The organism is Spiribacter pallidus, assembly GCF_040838495.1.
Classification (GTDB): domain Bacteria; phylum Pseudomonadota; class Gammaproteobacteria; order Nitrococcales; family Nitrococcaceae; genus Spiribacter; species Spiribacter pallidus.
Map to the genome: position 1 here is coordinate 601,368 of NZ_JBAKFM010000002.1, position 16,404 is coordinate 617,771.

The 16,404-nt window shown below is 64.7% G+C and carries 16 protein-coding genes; 7 read left to right on the forward strand and 9 right to left on the reverse strand.

The annotated features are described in order from the left end of the window. Positions 1-15: 15 nt before the first annotated feature. From sufC to edd, 5 genes are all read right to left on the reverse strand, one after another. Entirely contained in the window at positions 16-771 is a 756-nt protein-coding gene (gene sufC / locus V6X73_RS06370) for a Fe-S cluster assembly ATPase SufC (RefSeq protein ID WP_367958407.1), read from the reverse strand. Positions 772-856: 85 nt separating this feature from the next. Further along, positions 857-2,305 (reverse strand): Fe-S cluster assembly protein SufB, encoded by a 1,449-nt coding sequence (sufB, locus tag V6X73_RS06375; protein WP_367958406.1) that lies wholly within the window; start codon positions 2,303-2,305, stop codon positions 857-859. Next, positions 2,289-2,759, reverse strand: coding sequence for an SUF system Fe-S cluster assembly regulator (locus V6X73_RS06380; RefSeq protein ID WP_367958405.1), 471 nt, complete (start codon positions 2,757-2,759; stop codon positions 2,289-2,291). The genes sufB and V6X73_RS06380 overlap by 17 nt, the downstream gene beginning before the upstream one ends. 54 nt (positions 2,760-2,813) lie before the next feature. Beyond that, positions 2,814-3,536: a bifunctional 4-hydroxy-2-oxoglutarate aldolase/2-dehydro-3-deoxy-phosphogluconate aldolase gene (gene eda / locus V6X73_RS06385; RefSeq protein ID WP_367958404.1), complete on the reverse strand. Its 723-nt coding sequence runs from the start codon at positions 3,534-3,536 to the stop codon at positions 2,814-2,816. A 3-nt stretch (positions 3,537-3,539) separates the two neighbouring features. After that, positions 3,540-5,366, reverse strand: a complete 1,827-nt coding sequence (gene edd, locus V6X73_RS06390; RefSeq protein WP_367958403.1) for a phosphogluconate dehydratase — start codon at positions 5,364-5,366, stop codon at positions 3,540-3,542. Between the two features lie 141 nt (positions 5,367-5,507). On the opposite strand from edd, the gene zwf reads away from it, so the two are divergent. Genes zwf through V6X73_RS06410 form a run of 4 tightly spaced genes read left to right on the forward strand, consistent with a single transcriptional unit; the run spans position 5,508 to position 9,529 of the window. After that, positions 5,508-6,971, forward strand: a complete 1,464-nt coding sequence (gene zwf / locus V6X73_RS06395) for a glucose-6-phosphate dehydrogenase (protein WP_367981232.1) — start codon at positions 5,508-5,510, stop codon at positions 6,969-6,971. Continuing rightward, on the forward strand, positions 6,971-7,684 hold the full coding sequence (gene pgl / locus V6X73_RS06400; protein ID WP_367958401.1) for a 6-phosphogluconolactonase: 714 nt from the start codon (positions 6,971-6,973) through the stop codon (positions 7,682-7,684). The genes zwf and pgl overlap by 1 nt, the downstream gene beginning before the upstream one ends. After that, the gene (gene glk / locus V6X73_RS06405) at positions 7,665-8,636 is read left to right on the forward strand and encodes a glucokinase (protein WP_367958400.1); all 972 of its coding nucleotides are present in this window, start codon (positions 7,665-7,667) and stop codon (positions 8,634-8,636) included. The genes pgl and glk overlap by 20 nt, the downstream gene beginning before the upstream one ends. 38 nt (positions 8,637-8,674) lie before the next feature. Beyond that, positions 8,675-9,529, forward strand: coding sequence for a MurR/RpiR family transcriptional regulator (locus V6X73_RS06410; protein ID WP_367958399.1), 855 nt, complete (start codon positions 8,675-8,677; stop codon positions 9,527-9,529). Here the strand turns inward: V6X73_RS06410 and V6X73_RS06415 are convergent. Genes V6X73_RS06415 through V6X73_RS06425 form a run of 3 tightly spaced genes read right to left on the reverse strand, consistent with a single transcriptional unit; the run spans position 9,486 to position 13,137 of the window. Continuing rightward, positions 9,486-10,949, reverse strand: coding sequence for an RsmB/NOP family class I SAM-dependent RNA methyltransferase (locus tag V6X73_RS06415; protein ID WP_367958398.1), 1,464 nt, complete (start codon positions 10,947-10,949; stop codon positions 9,486-9,488). The genes V6X73_RS06410 and V6X73_RS06415 overlap by 44 nt on opposite strands. 9 nt (positions 10,950-10,958) lie before the next feature. After that, entirely contained in the window at positions 10,959-11,699 is a 741-nt protein-coding gene (locus V6X73_RS06420) for a type 1 glutamine amidotransferase (protein WP_367958397.1), read from the reverse strand. 49 nt (positions 11,700-11,748) lie between these two features. Continuing rightward, positions 11,749-13,137, reverse strand: a complete 1,389-nt coding sequence (locus V6X73_RS06425) for an SLC13 family permease (RefSeq protein WP_367958396.1) — start codon at positions 13,135-13,137, stop codon at positions 11,749-11,751. A gap of 133 nt (positions 13,138-13,270) precedes the next feature. Between V6X73_RS06425 and V6X73_RS06430 the strand changes: the two genes are divergently transcribed. Then, a complete protein-coding gene (locus V6X73_RS06430) occupies positions 13,271-14,209 on the forward strand; it encodes an AEC family transporter (RefSeq protein WP_367958395.1) in 939 nt (312 codons plus the stop codon). A gap of 14 nt (positions 14,210-14,223) precedes the next feature. On the opposite strand, the gene V6X73_RS06435 is transcribed toward V6X73_RS06430, so the two are convergent. Further along, the gene (locus V6X73_RS06435; protein ID WP_367958394.1) at positions 14,224-14,706 is read right to left on the reverse strand and encodes an acyloxyacyl hydrolase; all 483 of its coding nucleotides are present in this window, start codon (positions 14,704-14,706) and stop codon (positions 14,224-14,226) included. Between the two features lie 19 nt (positions 14,707-14,725). Here V6X73_RS06435 and V6X73_RS06440 point away from each other — a divergent pair, with 19 nt between their 5' ends. Both V6X73_RS06440 and V6X73_RS06445 read left to right on the forward strand, forming a co-directional pair. Then, complete coding sequence (locus tag V6X73_RS06440; protein ID WP_367991072.1) at positions 14,726-15,508, forward strand: DUF4402 domain-containing protein; 783 nt, start codon at positions 14,726-14,728, stop codon at positions 15,506-15,508. Positions 15,509-15,511: 3 nt separating this feature from the next. Next, complete coding sequence (locus tag V6X73_RS06445; protein ID WP_367958392.1) at positions 15,512-16,378, forward strand: fimbrial biogenesis chaperone; 867 nt, start codon at positions 15,512-15,514, stop codon at positions 16,376-16,378. Positions 16,379-16,404: the final 26 nt, after the last annotated feature.

A 16,404-nucleotide genomic window follows, 5' to 3' on the forward strand; every position in this document is an offset into this window, starting at 1 on the left:
CGTCTCTCCGCGCGATCAGGCCGCGTCTTCGTTGTAGCCTTCGTACCCCTTGCTCTCCAGCTCCTTGGCAAGCTCTTTGCCACCGGTCTTGACGATCCGGCCGTCCAGGAGCACGTGCACCACATCCGGGACGATATAGTCGAGCAGGCGCTGGTAGTGGGTGATCACAAGAAAGGAACGGCTCTCGTCACGCATGGCGTTGACCCCGTCCGAGACGATCCGAAGCGCATCGATATCGAGCCCCGAATCGGTCTCATCCAGAATGCCCAGCTGCGGCTCGAGGACCGACATGTGGAAGATTTCGTTGCGCTTTTTCTCGCCGCCCGAGAAGCCCTCGTTGACCGGGCGCTGGAGCAGGCCCTCATCGAGCTTGACCCGCTTGGCGCGCTCTTTGACCAGCTCGAGGAATTCCATGGCGTCGATCTCGCCCTCGCCGCGGTGTTTGCGGATGGCGTTGACCGCCGCTTTGAGAAAGTACGTGTTCGAGACACCGGGGATCTCCACCGGATACTGGAAGCCGAGAAACACGCCGACCCGGGCCCGCTCTTCGGGATCCATCTCGAGCAGGTCTTCGCCCTTGAAAAGGACCTCGCCCTCGGTGATCTCGTAGGCGTCATCACCCACCAGCGCCTTGGCGAGCGTGCTCTTGCCGCCGCCGTTCGGGCCCATGATCGCGTGGACCTTGCCCGGCTCGATGGTGAGATCCAGCCCCTTGAGGATCTCGGCGCCCTCCACGTTGACGTGCAGGTTGCGAATTTCCAGCAATGCCATTTCTGACTCCCGATTCTTTGCAATCTCTAATCAATGGACGGGCGACGACTGCCGCCCGCCGTGCCCTTTCGTATGCGGCTCGGCGTCAGCCGACCGAGTCCTCCAGCGTGATCTCGAGCAGCTTCTGCGCCTCGACGGCAAACTCCATGGGGAGCTCGCGGAAGACCTCCTTGCAGAAGCCATTGACGATCAGCGAGACGGCGTCCTCCTCGGCAATGCCGCGGGACATGCAATAGAGGATCTGGTCTTCGCCGATCTTCGAGGTCGTGGCCTCATGCTCGAGCTGCGCGGTGCTGTTGTTGACATCCAGATAGGGGAAGGTGTGCGCACCGCACTCCGAGCCCATCAGCATGGAGTCACACTGCGAGTAGTTGCGCGCATCCTCCGCGGTCGGCGCAATCCGCACCAGGCCGCGATAGACCTGCTGACCCTCCTGGGCAGAAATGCCCTTGGAGACGATGGTGCTGCGGGTGTTCTTGCCCATGTGGATCATCTTGGTGCCGGTATCGGCCTGTTGGCGCAGCCGGGTCACCGCAACGCTGTAGAACTCGCCGACCGAGTTGTCGCCGCGCATCACCACGCTGGGGTATTTCCAGGTGATGGCCGAACCCGTCTCGACCTGCGTCCAGGAGATTTTCGAGTTATCCCCCGCGCACAGGCCGCGCTTGGTGACGAAGTTGTAGATGCCACCCTTGCCTTCGGCATCCCCCGGGTACCAGTTCTGCACCGTGGAGTATTTGATCTCGGCATTATCCAGTGCCACCAGCTCGACCACGGCGGCGTGCAGCTGGTTTTCATCGCGCATCGGGGCGGTGCAGCCCTCGAGGTACGAGACATAGCTGCTGTCCTCGGCGATGATGAGCGTGCGCTCGAACTGCCCGGTGTTGGCCGCATTGATGCGGAAATAGGTGGAAAGCTCCATCGGGCAGCGCACGCCCTTGGGGATGTAGACGAACGACCCGTCGGTGAAGACCGCCGAGTTGAGCGCTGCGAAGTAGTTGTCATTGGCCGGGATCACCGTGCCCAGGTACTTCTGCACCAGCTCGGGATGATCCTGGACCGCCTCGGACATTGAGCAGAAGATGATCCCCTGCTCGGCGAGCTTGTCCTTGTACGAGGTGGCCACCGAGACCGAATCAAAGACCGCATCAACGGCCACGCCCGCCAGCATCTCCTGCTCGTGCAGCGGGATGCCCAGCTTGTCGTAGGTCTCCTTGATCTCCGGGTCGATCTCATCAAGGCTCTGCGGGCGATCCTCGTCGCGCTTGGGCGCGGCGTAGTAAGAGATCGCCTGAAAGTCGATGGGATCGTAATGATGGTACTGCCAGTCCGGCTCGGACATGGTCAGCCAGTTGCGATAGGCCTCGAGCCGCCACGCCAGCAGCCACTCCGGCTCGTTTTTCTTCGCCGAAATGGTCCGGATGACATCTTCGTTGAGGCCCGGGGGAACCCGATCTTCCTCGACGTTGGTGACAAACCCGGCTTCATAGCCTTTGTTGGTAAACCGCTCGATGGTCTCAGTGCTCGCGGACATGTCGCACTCCGGTAAATTCCACGGGATGGATTTGACCCTGTTGGCCGGTGTCGGCCGTTGCCATTTCGGCCAGGGTGATCTGGGACAGCGTCTGCTGGACGGCATCGTTGATCCGCCCCCACACACCGCTGATGTTGCACTGGCTGCCGTACTGGCACGCCGCCTGCCCCTCTTCGATGCAATCGGTCAGCGCGATGGGGCCCTCCAGCACGGCAATGATTTCGGCAATAGATATGGCTTCGGGTTCACGGGCAAGCCCGTAACCGCCCTTGGCGCCACGGTACGAGGCAAGCAGCCCGCTGCGCGCCAAGTGTTTTAGGATTTTGCTGACAATCGGCTGCGGCAGCCCCCGCGCCTCGGCCAGAGCTGCGGCGTTATACCGGGCCGCCGGCTCCTGCGCCATCAGCGTCAGGATGCCCACACCGTAGTCGGTTTCTCGGTTCAGCCTGATCATGGTTCGCGATTATAACGGAAAGAGGACCGCTTTGGTACATTTTAAACTGGCGATTTATCGTAAATCTTCAAACGCGCTGCCCGGGTCCTCTTCGCCGGCCACCGAATACCAGCGATCTCCGACCCCGCCGGCCTCCGCACTCGGCGAGCGCTGACCGGATACCGCCGCCGCCAGCGCGCGGATCCGCGGCCAGTCCCGGGCGGCCACCGCGTCCGCCGGCGCCAACCAGCTGCCGCCCACGCAAAGCACGTTGGCAAGCCGCAGAAAGCTCAGATGGTTGTCGGCGGTGATACCGCCGGTGGGACAGAAGCGCGCCTGCGGAAACGGCCCGGCCAAGGCCTTGAGCATGTCGGCGCCGCCGGCGGCGGTGGCCGGAAAGAACTTGAGATGATCCAACCCGGCCTCGACCGCTGCCATCACCTCCGAGGGGGTCATCACCCCGGGCAGCAGGGGCAGATCCAGTTGCTGGGCGCGGACCGCCACCGACGCGGTGAACCCCGGACTAACAACAAAGCGCGCCCCTGCCGATTGCGCGGACGCCACCTGGCCGGCGGAGATCACCGTGCCCACACCGACCGTGGCCTGCGGTAGCGCCTCGGCAATGGCCTCGACGGCTGCCAGCGCGGCGTCAGTGCGCAGCGTCACCTCTAGCACCGGTAGGCCGCCATCCACCAGCGCCCGAGCCAGATCCACCGCCACCTCGACTTCGTCGATGGCGAGGACCGGTATCACCGGCGCACGGGTCATGATCGACTGAATAGCGGACGCGCTCGACATGCGTTATTCCTCCCGCGGCCAAAAGCTGATGGCGCCGTTCTCGGCGTCGCCCGCACTGGCGCGGAAGCCCGCAAACATCTCACGGCCCATGCCGAACTGCGGCTCGCCCTCGGGGCGTTCGAGCGTGCGCGACTGCCATTCGCTGGCCGCCACCAACACCTCAAGCCGCCCGGTCTCGGCATCCACCCGAATCGGGTCACCATCGCGAATGCGCCCGATGTCGCCCCCGCTCGCCCACTCGGGCGATAAATGAATGGCGGCCGGCACTTTGCCGGAGGCGCCGGACATGCGCCCGTCGGTGACCAGGGCCACTTTTTGCCCGCGCGCCTGCAGCACACCAAGCTCGGGCGTGAGCTTGTGCAGCTCGGGCATGCCGTTGGCCCGAGGGCCCTGCCCGCGGACCACACAGACGAAATCGCCGCTCAACTCCCCTGCGCGAAAGGCTTCGAGCACGCCTTGCTGACCATCAAAGACCCGGGCTGGTGCCTCGACCACGCGATGGGCCGGCTTGACCGCCGAGACCTTGATGACCGCCCGGCCGAGATTGCCTTCGAGCACCCGCAGCCCGCCATCCTCGCTGAACGGCTCGGCCACCGGGCGCAACACCGACTGATCGGCGCTTGCCGACGGCGCCGGCTGCCAGGCCACCCCGCCGTCGGCGAGGGTGGGTTCCTCGGCGTAGGCGGATAGGCCACGACCGGCAACGGTGAGGACATCCTCGTGCAGCAGACCGGCCTGCAACAGCTCGCGGATGAGAAAGCCCATGCCACCGGCGGCGTGGAAATGGTTCACATCCGCCTGTCCATTGGGGTAGATGCGGGTGAGCAGCGGCACCACTCGGGATAACGCATCGAAGTCGTCCCACTGAATGCGTATACCGGCAGCGCGCGCGATCGCCACCAGGTGGATGGTGTGATTGGTGGATCCGCCGGTGGCGAGCAGGCCGACGATGCCGTTGACGATGGCACGCTCGTCGATCACCCGGCCGATGGGGGTGTAGTCATCGCCCTGGGCGGTGAGCTTGACGATGCGGTGCCCGGCGGCAATGGTCAGCGCGTCGCGAAGCGGCGTGTTGGGGTTGACAAACGCCGCTCCGGGCATGTGCAAACCCATGATTTCCATGAGCATCTGGTTGCTGTTGGCGGTACCGTAGAAGGTGCAGGTCCCCGGGCCGTGATACGACCGCGACTCGGATTCGAGCAGCGCCTCGCGGCCGACCTTGCCCTCGGCGTAGAGCGCCCGGATGCGGGCTTTTTCATCATTGGGCATGCCACTGGTCATCGGGCCTGCCGGCACAAAGATAAAGGGCAGATGCCCGAAGTGTAAGGCCCCGATCAAAAGCCCCGGGACAATCTTGTCACACACCCCCAGGCAAAGCCCGCCGTCGAAGGTGTTATGCGAAAGCGCCACCCCGGTGGCCATGGCGATCACATCGCGGCTGAAAAGCGACAGCTCCATCCCCGGCTGCCCCTGGGTGACCCCATCACACATGGCCGGGACGCCGCCGGCGAACTGCGCGGTGCCGCCGCCCTCACGCACCGCCTGTTTGAGCAGGGCCGGAAACCCCTCCAGCGGCTGATGCGCCGAGAGCATGTCGTTGTAGGCCGAGACGATCCCGACATTGATCTTCTGCAGTGCCTTGAGCCGTGCCTTGTCGGCGTCCGGTGCCGAGGCGAATGCATGGGCGAGATTGGTACAGGACAGGGCCGTGCGCATCGGCCCCTGCTCGGCGGCCTCGGCGAGACGGGCCAGGTAGGTGCTGCGTTGTGCCTCACTGCGCCGGCGGATGCGCTCGGTCACCGCCTGCAGCGTTGCCTGGGGATCGGCCATGCGCGTCTCCAATGAGTCAATGGGGTGTTGGTAGCTTTCCTACGAACAGACTGCCAAGACCCGTGTGCGACTTCAAATGCCCGGCCCGCTTCGATACGCTGGGTTGTAGTTTTACTACGCCCAATGCCCGATGGAGGCCATGTGGATTCACTCGAGCCCTTTGATCTTGTTCTGTTTGGCGCAACCGGCGATCTGTCCATGCGCAAGCTGCTGCCCGCGCTCTATCGCCGCCACTGCGCCGGACAACTGCCGGATGACGGCCGGATCATCGCCACCGCCCGCCGCGAGATGGATACCCAGGGCTTTCTCGAACAGGTCTACCAGGCGCTTGCCGAACGGCTTGATGCCGCCGAGCTGGAGGACGCGCACTGGCAGAGCTTTGTCGAGCGGGTACAGTTTCTTCAGGCTGATGCCGAGGATGCGCATAGCTTCGAGGCGCTGCGCGCGGCGCTGACCGGCCGGGAGCGTTGCTGCCGGGTGTTCTACCTGGCGGTCGCGCCCGGCCACTTTGTCAACATCTGCGAGCATCTCAACGCCCAGGGGCTTGTCACGCCCGCCTCGCGGGTCGTGCTCGAAAAGCCCCTGGGACACGACCTGGCGTCGGCCAGGGCCATCAGCGAGCGTATCGGTGCCATCTTCCCCGAAGACTCGATCTACCGGATCGACCACTACCTGGGCAAGGAGACGGTCCAGAACCTCATCGCGCTGCGGTTTGGCAATATGCTCTTCGAACCGCTCTGGCGCCGCGACTGGGTCCGTGACGTGCAGATCAGCGTCAGCGAGCAGGTCGGCGTGGATGGCCGCGCCGGGTTCTATGACCGCACCGGAGCGCTGCGCGACATGGTGCAGAACCATTTGTTGCAGCTGCTTTGCATTATCGCCATGGAACCGCCCACCAGCATTGCCGCCGATGCAGTTCGGGACGAAAAACTCAAAGTATTACGGGCGCTTAACCCGCTTTCTGGAAAATACGCATTAAAAAATACCGTGCGCGGCCAGTACCGGGCGGGCGCCATCGCCGGTCAACCCGTGGCGGGCTATCTGGACGAGCCCGAGGTGGCCGGGGACAGCCACACCGAGACGTTTGTCGCTATCCGCGCCGAGCTGGCCAATTGGCGATGGGCGGGTGTGCCCTTTTATCTGCGAACCGGCAAGCGGCTGCAGGAGCGTGCCGCCGAAATCGTCGTTAATTTCCGCGATGTCCCGCATTCGATCTTCGATGTGACCTACGGGGCGGGACGCCCCAACCGGCTGGTCATCAAACTCCAACCCGATGAGGGCGTGCGACTGCACATGATGGCCAAATCGCCGGGAGACCGGATGCACCTTCGCCCGGTATCGCTCAACCTGGACTTTGCCGAGGCCTTCCAGCAACGTCAGGCCGACGCCTATGAGCGGCTGCTCATGGATGTCCTGCGGGGGCGGCTGACCCTTTTCATGCGCCGCGATGAGCTCTACGCCGCCTGGCAGTGGATCGAACCGATCCTCGCCGCCTGGCAGGAGGCGGGGGATCCGCCCAAACCCTACACCGCGGGCACCTGGGGACCGGCCGCCTCCAGCGCGCTGCTTGGCCGCGAGGAATCCAGCTGGCATGAGGAGAGCTGATGGGTGCCGCTGATGTTCTGGAAAGCGCCCAGCGCTTCGCCGATCCGGGTCAGGCCGCCGACGCGCTCGCCCAGCGGGTCGGCGAAGTCATTCGCTATGCAGTCAGGGCCCGCGGCCGCGCCAGTCTGCTGGTGCCCGGCGGCCGCACCCCTGTCCCCCTGTTCGAGGCACTGAGCGGCATTGATCTGCCCTGGGAATCGGTTTACGTCAGCCTGACCGACGAACGCCGAGTGCCACCGGCGGATCCAGCCAGTAACGCCCGACTGGTCGATGAGTACTTGTTGAATGGCCAGGCAGCGGACGCGCATTTCTATCCGCTGCATCGCGAGGGCATCGATGCCCGGGCCGACGAGGCCGCCTGCGGGGCCGCCCTGAGCATGCTGCCCCGGCCCTTTGATGCGGTGATCCTGGGCATGGGCACGGATGGCCATACCGCATCGCTTTTCCCGGGCGACCCCTCACTGGTCCGGGGACTGGACCCGGACACCGAAGCGCATTGTGTGGCCACCCGAGCCCCGGATGCCCCTTATGACCGGCTGAGCCTGACCCTGCATACGCTGACGAGCAGCCGCTGGATCGCCCTTCATATCAGCGGTCAGGAGAAATGGCAGACGCTGCAAAGCGGGATCCGTGCCGGCGACCCGCAGCGCTTCCCGGTCCTCGCGGTCCTGTCACAAAAAAAGGTCCCGACCCATGTCTACTGGTCGGCCTGAGCATCGCGCCTGGCTGTTAGCCGATGTGGGCGGAACCAACGCCCGTGTGGGGCTGTATAACCCGGGCCAAGGCGAGCCAGACCTGCTGTTCGCCCGTCCGACCAGTGACTTTGATGACCTGGCCGGATTGCTGCGGGCAGCAATCCAGACGTGTCCCGAAGCCCACGTCCGGCACGCCGCCTGCGCCATCGCGAGCCCGGTGGAAGCGGATGACATCGCACTGACCAACGCCGGGTGGCGGTTTTCGGTCGAACAAACCCGCCGTCGCTGCGAACTGGATACCCTCGAGATCATCAACGACTGGGCCGCACAGGGCTGGGCCATCACCCGGCTCGGGCCCACGGAACTGGCACAACGATCGGACGGTGTCCCCGCACCAATGACGCCAAAGCTCGCGCTGGGCCCGGGGACCGGGCTCGGCAGCGCACTGGTCGTCCCCGCTGATGCGCGTTGGCAGGTTTTTGCCACCGAAGGCGGACACATCAGCTTTGGCCCGCAGACGCCGCGCGAGGCCGCGGTCGTCACCCACATTAATGCGCGATTCGGCCACTGCAGCGCCGAGCGGATGGCCTCGGGCAAGGGGCTTGAGACCATCGATGCGGCAACCGCCGCCATTGACGGGCGGGACGGCCAGCCGCGGGATGCCTACGCCATCGTTGCCGACGCAAAGGCCGACGAGCCCGCTGCCCGCGAGACGCTGACGCTTTTCACCCAGGCGCTGGCCAGTGCGGCGGGTGATCTGGCGCTCGCCACCGGTGCGCGTGGCGGGGTCTACATCGGCGGTGGACTCATTCCTGCGCTGGGTGCGCTTTTCGACTGGCAGGCTTTCCACCAGCGATTCATCGCCAAGGGCCGTTTCGGCGACTATCTCAATGGCATTCCGGTGTTCAGCATCGAGGCCAGCCAGCCAGCGCTCGCCGGCCTGGCCGCCTATGTGGAACAGCGCTCATGAACCTGCACTCCAGACAAGGCACGCCTAGCACAACGCCCTTGCTGGCCCAGATACGGGCCCGGATGCCCGAGCTCTCCCCCGCCGAGCGCAAAGTGGCCGATCATGTGCTGAAAGCACCCCACGCCATCGCCGATCAACCCATCGCCCAGCTTGCCGCGCTCGCGAATGTCAGCGAGCCCACCGTCGTGCGCTTTTGTAAACGCCTGGGTTATGCCGGGATCCACGGCTTCAAGATGGCACTGACCCGCAGTCTTGCCGCCGAGCTGCCGCCCAGTCCGGTGGGGGTGAAAAGCAACGAGCCGCTTGAGGAGACCGCCGCCAAGGTCATCGACCGGCAGATCGCCACGCTCATTCACACCCGCAACCAGCTCTCGCACCCGCGGCTCGAGCAGGCCATCGAGTGCCTGGCCTCAGCCAGCCGCATCGAACTCTACGGCCATGGTGCCTCGGGGCTGGTGGCCCAGGATGCGCAGCACAAATTCTTCCGGCTCGGCATGCCGGTGGCCGCTTATACCGATGCCCACAACCATGCGATCTCGGCGACCATCGCGCCGCCGGATACCGTGATCATTGCCATATCCCATACCGGCCGCAGCCGGGATTTGCTGGACAGCCTCGAGGTCGCGAGGGCCCGGTCGGTGGTTGTCATCGGCATCACCGGACCGGGCACCCCCCTCGCCCGCCTGGCCGATATCAGCCTGCACGCGGATGTCGATGAAAATACCGACATCTACACGCCCATGCTCTCGCGCCTGGCGCACCTCGCCCTACTGGATGTGCTTGCGGTTGGTGTGGCGCTGCGATCGGGTGCAGAGGGCCGCGAGCGGCTGGCCCGGATCAAGCACACGCTCAATCAGCGTCGGGATTTGCCCGACCCCCCGGAGACCCGGTGACCCAGGCTTTGGGGTAGTGGCTCTCGATCATCTTGCCGTGACCGATCCGACCGACCCCCACGCCATAGCCCTGGTGGGTGAGCACGACAAAACCGCGTGACACCGGGCCACCGCGTGGCTCGGTGTGTTCGGGCGCGATCGGCCGACGTTGGCGGTAGGCATCGAGCCCCGCCCGGGTCAACTCGAGGACGTTCCGCCCCATCTCGGGGGCAAGCCATAGCGCTGCACCGGTCGTGGGTTTAACCGGTCGTACCTGAAGCCCGATCGCGGCGAGGCCGAACGCATCCACCCGCGGCGCGGATGGCCATGGCTGGTCGGCGATCCGGTAGTGCAGATACCGCCCGCCATCGGGGCCGGTGGTCAACCCCTGCAAAGCCCGGGGATTGACTGCAAAGCGCTGCTGCAGTGCCCGTGTCGCCGGATGATCAGGCCACGCGGCCGATCCGACGGACTCTCCCCCGGGGGCCTGACCCACCCGAGCCGGCCCCGTTCGGCTCAACACCGCCACATAAAAGCCACCGACATCCGCATCGCCCGGCCACACCCGACAGGTCCCGGCAAGCCGCGGGTCAAAATGCCGTCCCTGCCACTCGGTCACACCCGGGGAACTCGGCAGCGCCGGCTGACTGGCGGATTCGACGGTCAGCGCCTCGCCCCAGTCACCGAGCACCGCATCGACCACGGCTTCATTCTCTTCCGGGGCGAGCGTGCAGGTGGCATAGACGATGCGCCCGCCCGGTCGGACAAGCCCGACGGCATGATGCAGCAGCCGTCGCTGGCGCTGGGCCAGTCGATTCCGTTCGACATCGTCGATCACCCGGCCCCCATCTCGCTGATGGATTCGATACTTTCGCCAGGTGCCCTCGCCACTGCAGGGGGCATCGACGAGCACCCGGTCGAAGGGGCCGGTATTAGCCGCCAATGACTCGCCGGCGCCGCGGATGGTCAACACGTTGCGAAGCCCCAGACGTCGGATGAGCTGACGGATGGCCGGCAGACGGCCGGATTGCAGTTCATTGGCCACTACCAGGCCGTGATTCTCCATGGCCAGGGCCATCTGCGCGGTTTTATTGCCCGGCGCCGCGCATAGATCCAGCACCCGTTCGCCAGGCCGGGGATCGAGCAACTTGACCGGTAGGCGGGCGGATTCCTCCTGGATCTGAAAAAGCCCGGCAAAGTAGCCCCAGTGATGCGCCGGACTGGCATCGGGGGCAAGCCGCAGCAGGATGTCATCCCAGGGGCTGGGTGCGCTTGCGATGCCCGCATCATCCAACAGTCGCTGCAGCGTCTCGGGTGCCAGTCGCTCGGGATGGGCCCAGAGGGTCACTGGCTGGGGTCGGCTGATGGCATCACGGAACGCCGGCCAGTCGGGACAGATGGACTGATACCGGGCCAGCCCCGCCGCAATCGCCTCACCCATGGGGAAGCGTTAACCTGCGGTGGCCTGCGACTCGGCACCGGCCAGCCAGCCGCGTATCCAGCGGCGGACGGGTTCGTGGTGATTGGATGACGGCAACCGGGCAATCGCCGCTTCGACCGCCTCATCCCCGGCCTTGAGCCGGACCCGGTCCATGAGCGCGTGGAAAAACGCCTCATCAAACTCCGGATGACCCTGAATGGTCAGCGTCGTCCCCCGTTTGGCCGCGTACCAGGGGCATTGTGGGCTGGTCGCCAGTCGCTCGAACCCCGGCGCCGAGTCCACCACTTGATCCTGGTGCACCGCGAGCAGCGATAACGGTTGACCGGCATCCAGCCCCGCCCACGCGGTCTCGGTGTGAACCGGATAGACGCCCAGGTGCCAGCCATGGGGTGACGGTGCCGTCCGCCCCCCGAGCGCCGAGTGGATCAGCTGGTGCCCAAAGCAAACGCCTACCAGCGGCACGCCCTGCGTATCGATGTCCCGAACCAGCCCCTCCAGCTCGACGATCCAGTCCAGACGCTCGTGAACACTGGCACGGCTGCCGGTAACCAGCCATGCATCGGCGGCATCGGGACCGTCGGGCCATTCCTTGTCATGCACCCGATAACCCCGGGTCTCGAATGCAACAGGGTCACCGGCGAGCAGCTCGTCAAAAAGCGAGAGATACGAGGGCCAGCGTGTGAGTAACTCTTCGTGGAGGTCATCACACAAGAGCACTCCGACCGTAAGCGATGGGCGTGACTGCATCATGCAGCAAGCATGCCATCGACCCGTCGCCGGATGCGACCCCGGCGCATGATCATCCGCCCGCCAACAGCCCGATCGCGGCAAGCCAGGCATAGTGAAGGGGGAAGATCAGCAATATGCTCAGCCCGGCAAAAATCAGCGTAAAGCGCGTCAACGCCCCCCAGGGCACCTGCCCCAGCTGCGCGCCCACTAGAATGGGGGGTGCTTGATACGGCAGCAGGTAGGTGGAATACGAGGCCGCCAGGATGGTCAGCACCGACTGCAGTGGCCAGCCGGTGGCCTGCGAGAGCGTCTCTCCCAGCGGTACGCCGATGGCGGGGACCCCCGGCATGGCCGTGAGGACTGCCAACGCCACGCCCCCAAGACTGACCACAGCGTAGTTCTGTGCATCCGCACCGGCCTCGAAGGGAAGATGCGGCAGCATCTGCACGAAGGCCGCTTCGCCAATCCCCGAATGCGCGAGCACCGCGCCCAACCCAAGCACTCCCGCGACCAGCAACAGCGGGCCGATATCCAGCGCGGCAAATGGACGCTGCGGCACCAGGCGCTGGGGCTGCAGCAGACAGACAATCGCGGCGGCCAGCGCGATCCACGCCGGGCCGACGCCATGCAAGAAGTCGGTCACCCACAACGCCAGGGCGGCAAAAAGCACAAAGCCCATGGCCCGCTGCTGATGATCCATCGCCGCCGGCGACTCGCTGCGCGCGTCGTGGGTAGGCAGTGCATCGGGAAAAAGCCGGACAATCAGCACCACCAGCAACAACGAGCGCATCACGCCAAGGACCGGGAAATGCCACCACAGGTATTCCAGATAGCCGATCTCGATGCCGTGGATGGACTGCATCGCACCCGACCAAACGACGTTGGGGGTGTTCGACGGCAGGATTGCAAACGACCCCACATGGGTGCCAAAGACCGCGGCAAGCACCAGCGCGATCCGGCCGTTGGACTCGGCGGCGAACCCGAGCCGGTCGGCCACCGCAACGGCGATGGGCACGAGCAAAACCATCCGCCCCATCGCCCCGGGCATCAGAAAAGCGAAAGCCAGCCCGGTTAACGCCGTCGCCGCAATCACCAGCCCGTAGCGAGACGGCAACCGGGCGAGCAATAAAGCGGCGATATGGGCGCCCAACCCGGTATGGCGGATCCCCATACCGATGATCAAACCCCCGAAGATGATCCAGAAGGCTGTCGATGAGAAACCAGCGAAGATCACCGTTGGCGGCGCCACGGCAAGCAGCATGGCCGCGAAGAAGAACAACAGCGAGGTCACCGCTTCGGGGATCAGCCCGGTGGCATAGAGGGCGATCGTCGCCAGAGCAATCGCCGTGGTTGCACCCGTGCCCGCCGGCAGCCATGCCGGTGGGACGAAGCCAAGAACCGCCGCACCCGACAGCGCGACGAGCGCCACCGCGTGCGAGAGCGCCGGGGTTTTGAACATCGAAACCCTTGTCTAATCCGCCAACTCGATGAGTGCGGAATCATACGCGCCCGCCACCGGCCGGGACAGTCATTGTCGCCGGCACCGCCCGAACCCGATAGACTCCGCACACCCGTAGCAATCACCGGCAAGCATGCAGGCTGTAATCAATCTGGCGCTGCCCTTCTTCGCGCTTATCTTCACCGGTTATCTAGCGGCCCGCAGCCGCATCCTCAACGAGACCGCGGTATCGGGGCTGAACGGGTTTGTCTTCTACTTTGCCCTGCCTGCCCTGCTGCTGGTGAAAACCTACGCCGCGCCGGCGGCCACCGGCCAGGTGGTGGATCTGCTCATCGCCTACTACCTGCCGGGCCTGGTGCTTTTTTTCGCCACCGTCTGGGTGGGCCAACGACTGCTGAAACTTCGCATGGCCGATGCCTCGATCCAGGGACTGGGGGCGGTTTTCTCGAACGTGGGCTTTATCGGCCTGCCGCTGATCATCCTGCTCTATGGCAGCGAGGCGGCACTGCCCGCGGTGCTGATCGTCATGGGGGATACCATCGTCATGCTGGGACTGGCCACCGCTTTGGTCGAGGCCGATTTGGGGACCGGACGCGGTATCCTGCCGCTGCTACGTCGCACCGCCGGCGGCATCATCCGCAACCCGATTGTCATGGCCGGCGTCGTTGGACTGGGGCTCAACCTCATGAGCGTGCCCGTGGCGGAACCCATCCAGCGCTATGGCGGATTGCTCGCTAACGCCGCCGGGCCCTGTGCGTTGTTTGCGCTGGGCGCCACCCTGGCGGGACGACCCATGCGAGAAGGCGCGGGTGAGACCGCCTATGTGGTCACGCTCAAACTCTTCGTCCACCCGGCACTGGTCGCGATGATGGTGTTCTGGGTGGTGGATCTACCACCGGTCTGGGCAGCCGCGGCGCTTTTGCAAGCCTCACTGCCCATTGCCGCCAATGTCTATGTGCTTGCCAAGCGGTATGAGCAGCGCCCGGCGCAGGTCTCATCGGCGATTTTCTTCTCGACCGCTGCCGGGGTTCTCACCATTTCGTTGCTGATCAGTTGGCTCTATGGGGGCTGACCCAGCGAGGGGCTTTAGAAGGCAAATCCCACTTCCGCGGCAATGATATCCACCCCGGGGTTGTGGTCGTAGAGACCGGCGTTGGAGGTGTGCTGTATCCGCAGCCCGAGGGATAGCGCCGTTGCTGGCGCCCAGGCCAGCGACAAGTGACTGGTGAACTGGACGGGCCCGCCCAAATCCTTGCCATTGCCGTTGTGGGAAGAAATGAGGGTTGGCTGGACACCCAGGCTCAGGCGCAGATCCGCTGGTAAGCCCTGGCGCTCGAACACTGGACCGACGGCCAGAAAGCCATTGTCGTCGTAATCCCCGTCCCAGTAGGCAACGCTCAAATCCCAGCACGCGGTCCACGGCGTGGCGTGGCCCGGGCCAAGCAGGTTTTTCTGCAGCCAGGCGGCCGGGCGCCGCTGATAAACCTCAAGGACGTCAAAGCCATCGCCCCCACCGGCGCGCAGCCCGGCAGCTCGGTCGCCCCCCGGCTCATCGGCCCATGCCGGCATATGGGATGCCCCATCATCAGTGCGAAAAAAACCGCGATTAATTCGCCACGAAGGCATGAGCGCTTTTCCACGTATCTCCCCTGCAGTTGCCCGGAATTCAGAGTATGCCGCATTCATCGAGGGACTGACACGCCTGGCCCTATCCATCAGGAACTCCCCACGATTGAACACTGTCGGCCAGGAACACGTTCAAATCAGGAAAACCATGAATAGTAGAAAAGCGAACCGGGTCGCCGTTATCGCCAGCGCCCTTGCGCTGTCTACGGCATCAACGTCTGCATTCGCCGGCTCCGACACGGCTGCCGCCAGCGTTCAGATCGTGAAGGGAATTGCAGTGACCGCTGAACAGGATCTGCAATTTGGCGCGATTCTTAACGGGTTACAAAACGGAACTGACGAAATTACCCTTCAGGCAGATGGGAGCTTTACCGGTAGCGGGACGGATCTGTCAAGCGTTAACGACTCCGTCGATGGAACACAGCTTGTGCAGGCCGCGACATTTTCGGTCGAGAGCGAAGACGCACAGTCCAAGAGCGGCCAGACCATCACGGTCGACGTGAGCCAGGATTTCTCGGAGAACGGAAATGGCGGCACGGCGCCCTCCCTGACTGCACTGCAGGTTAGCTACGGCCCTAACGGGAGCGTATCGGGAAGCGGCACGACGGTGGATATCACGAGCGCGGATATACCGGCCAACGCCACCAGCAACCTGCAGGTCGGTGCCACCCTGGAGGTGTCCGCTGGCACCACTGCCGGCACCTACGACGATGCCGAGATAACCGTCACGTCGAATTTCCAGTAATCGATGGCTGCGTATCGGTTGCTGGCACGGGCACTCGCCGGACTGGTTATCATGGGGCTGACGTACGGCGTGGCCGTTACCCCGGCTCTTGCGCTGACGCTGTTCCCGACGCGCATCGTGCTGGATGAGTCGACACGGGCGGCCCAGCTGCAGATCATCAATAACGGTGACCGACCGAAACGCTACGTCATCGAATGGCGGGCCATGGCCATGGACGGCGACGGCACCCTGAGGCTCACTGATCCGTCGGCGCTGGACACCCCACAGGCCAGTGACTACCTGATCTCCGGGCCGCGTCAGGCCATCGTGCCACCGGGTGGCTATCAGGTGATCCGGATCCTCTCCCGGCTGCCGCCGGATGCGCCGGACCGGGAATATCGGTCGCACCTGATGATCTCCGAGCCGTCCATGGATGAGACATCACCAATCCCACCGGGCGGCGAGGATGGGATCGCCATCGAAATCGAGACCATGGTCCGCACGACGATCCCCGTCATACTGCGGCAGGGCGATCTCCGTGGCACGCTCGAGCCAACTCGGTTCTGGTTCGAGCGCAATGCCGCGGACGGTCCGATACTGGGGGTGCTGTTCGAGCGGCAGGGGGCGCGAAGCATCAACGCCAAGGCGACGCTCACCTGGGCCGGTAATGATGGACCCGAGACCATTCTTACCGAGCGCCGGTTCGCGACCTACACCGAAATTCGTCAGCGCCGGCTCATTCATCGACTGCCATCGTTGGAGGAAATGGATCTTGAGGGCGGGACGATTGAATACACCTTGGAGCGATTGAACCAGTCGGGCGATCCGGCCGGACGCATTTTCCGCCGGACCCTGAACCCTCTCGCACTGCCCGGTTCTGAAGCACCCTGACCTCCGCGACGGGGTTAGAGGGAGCG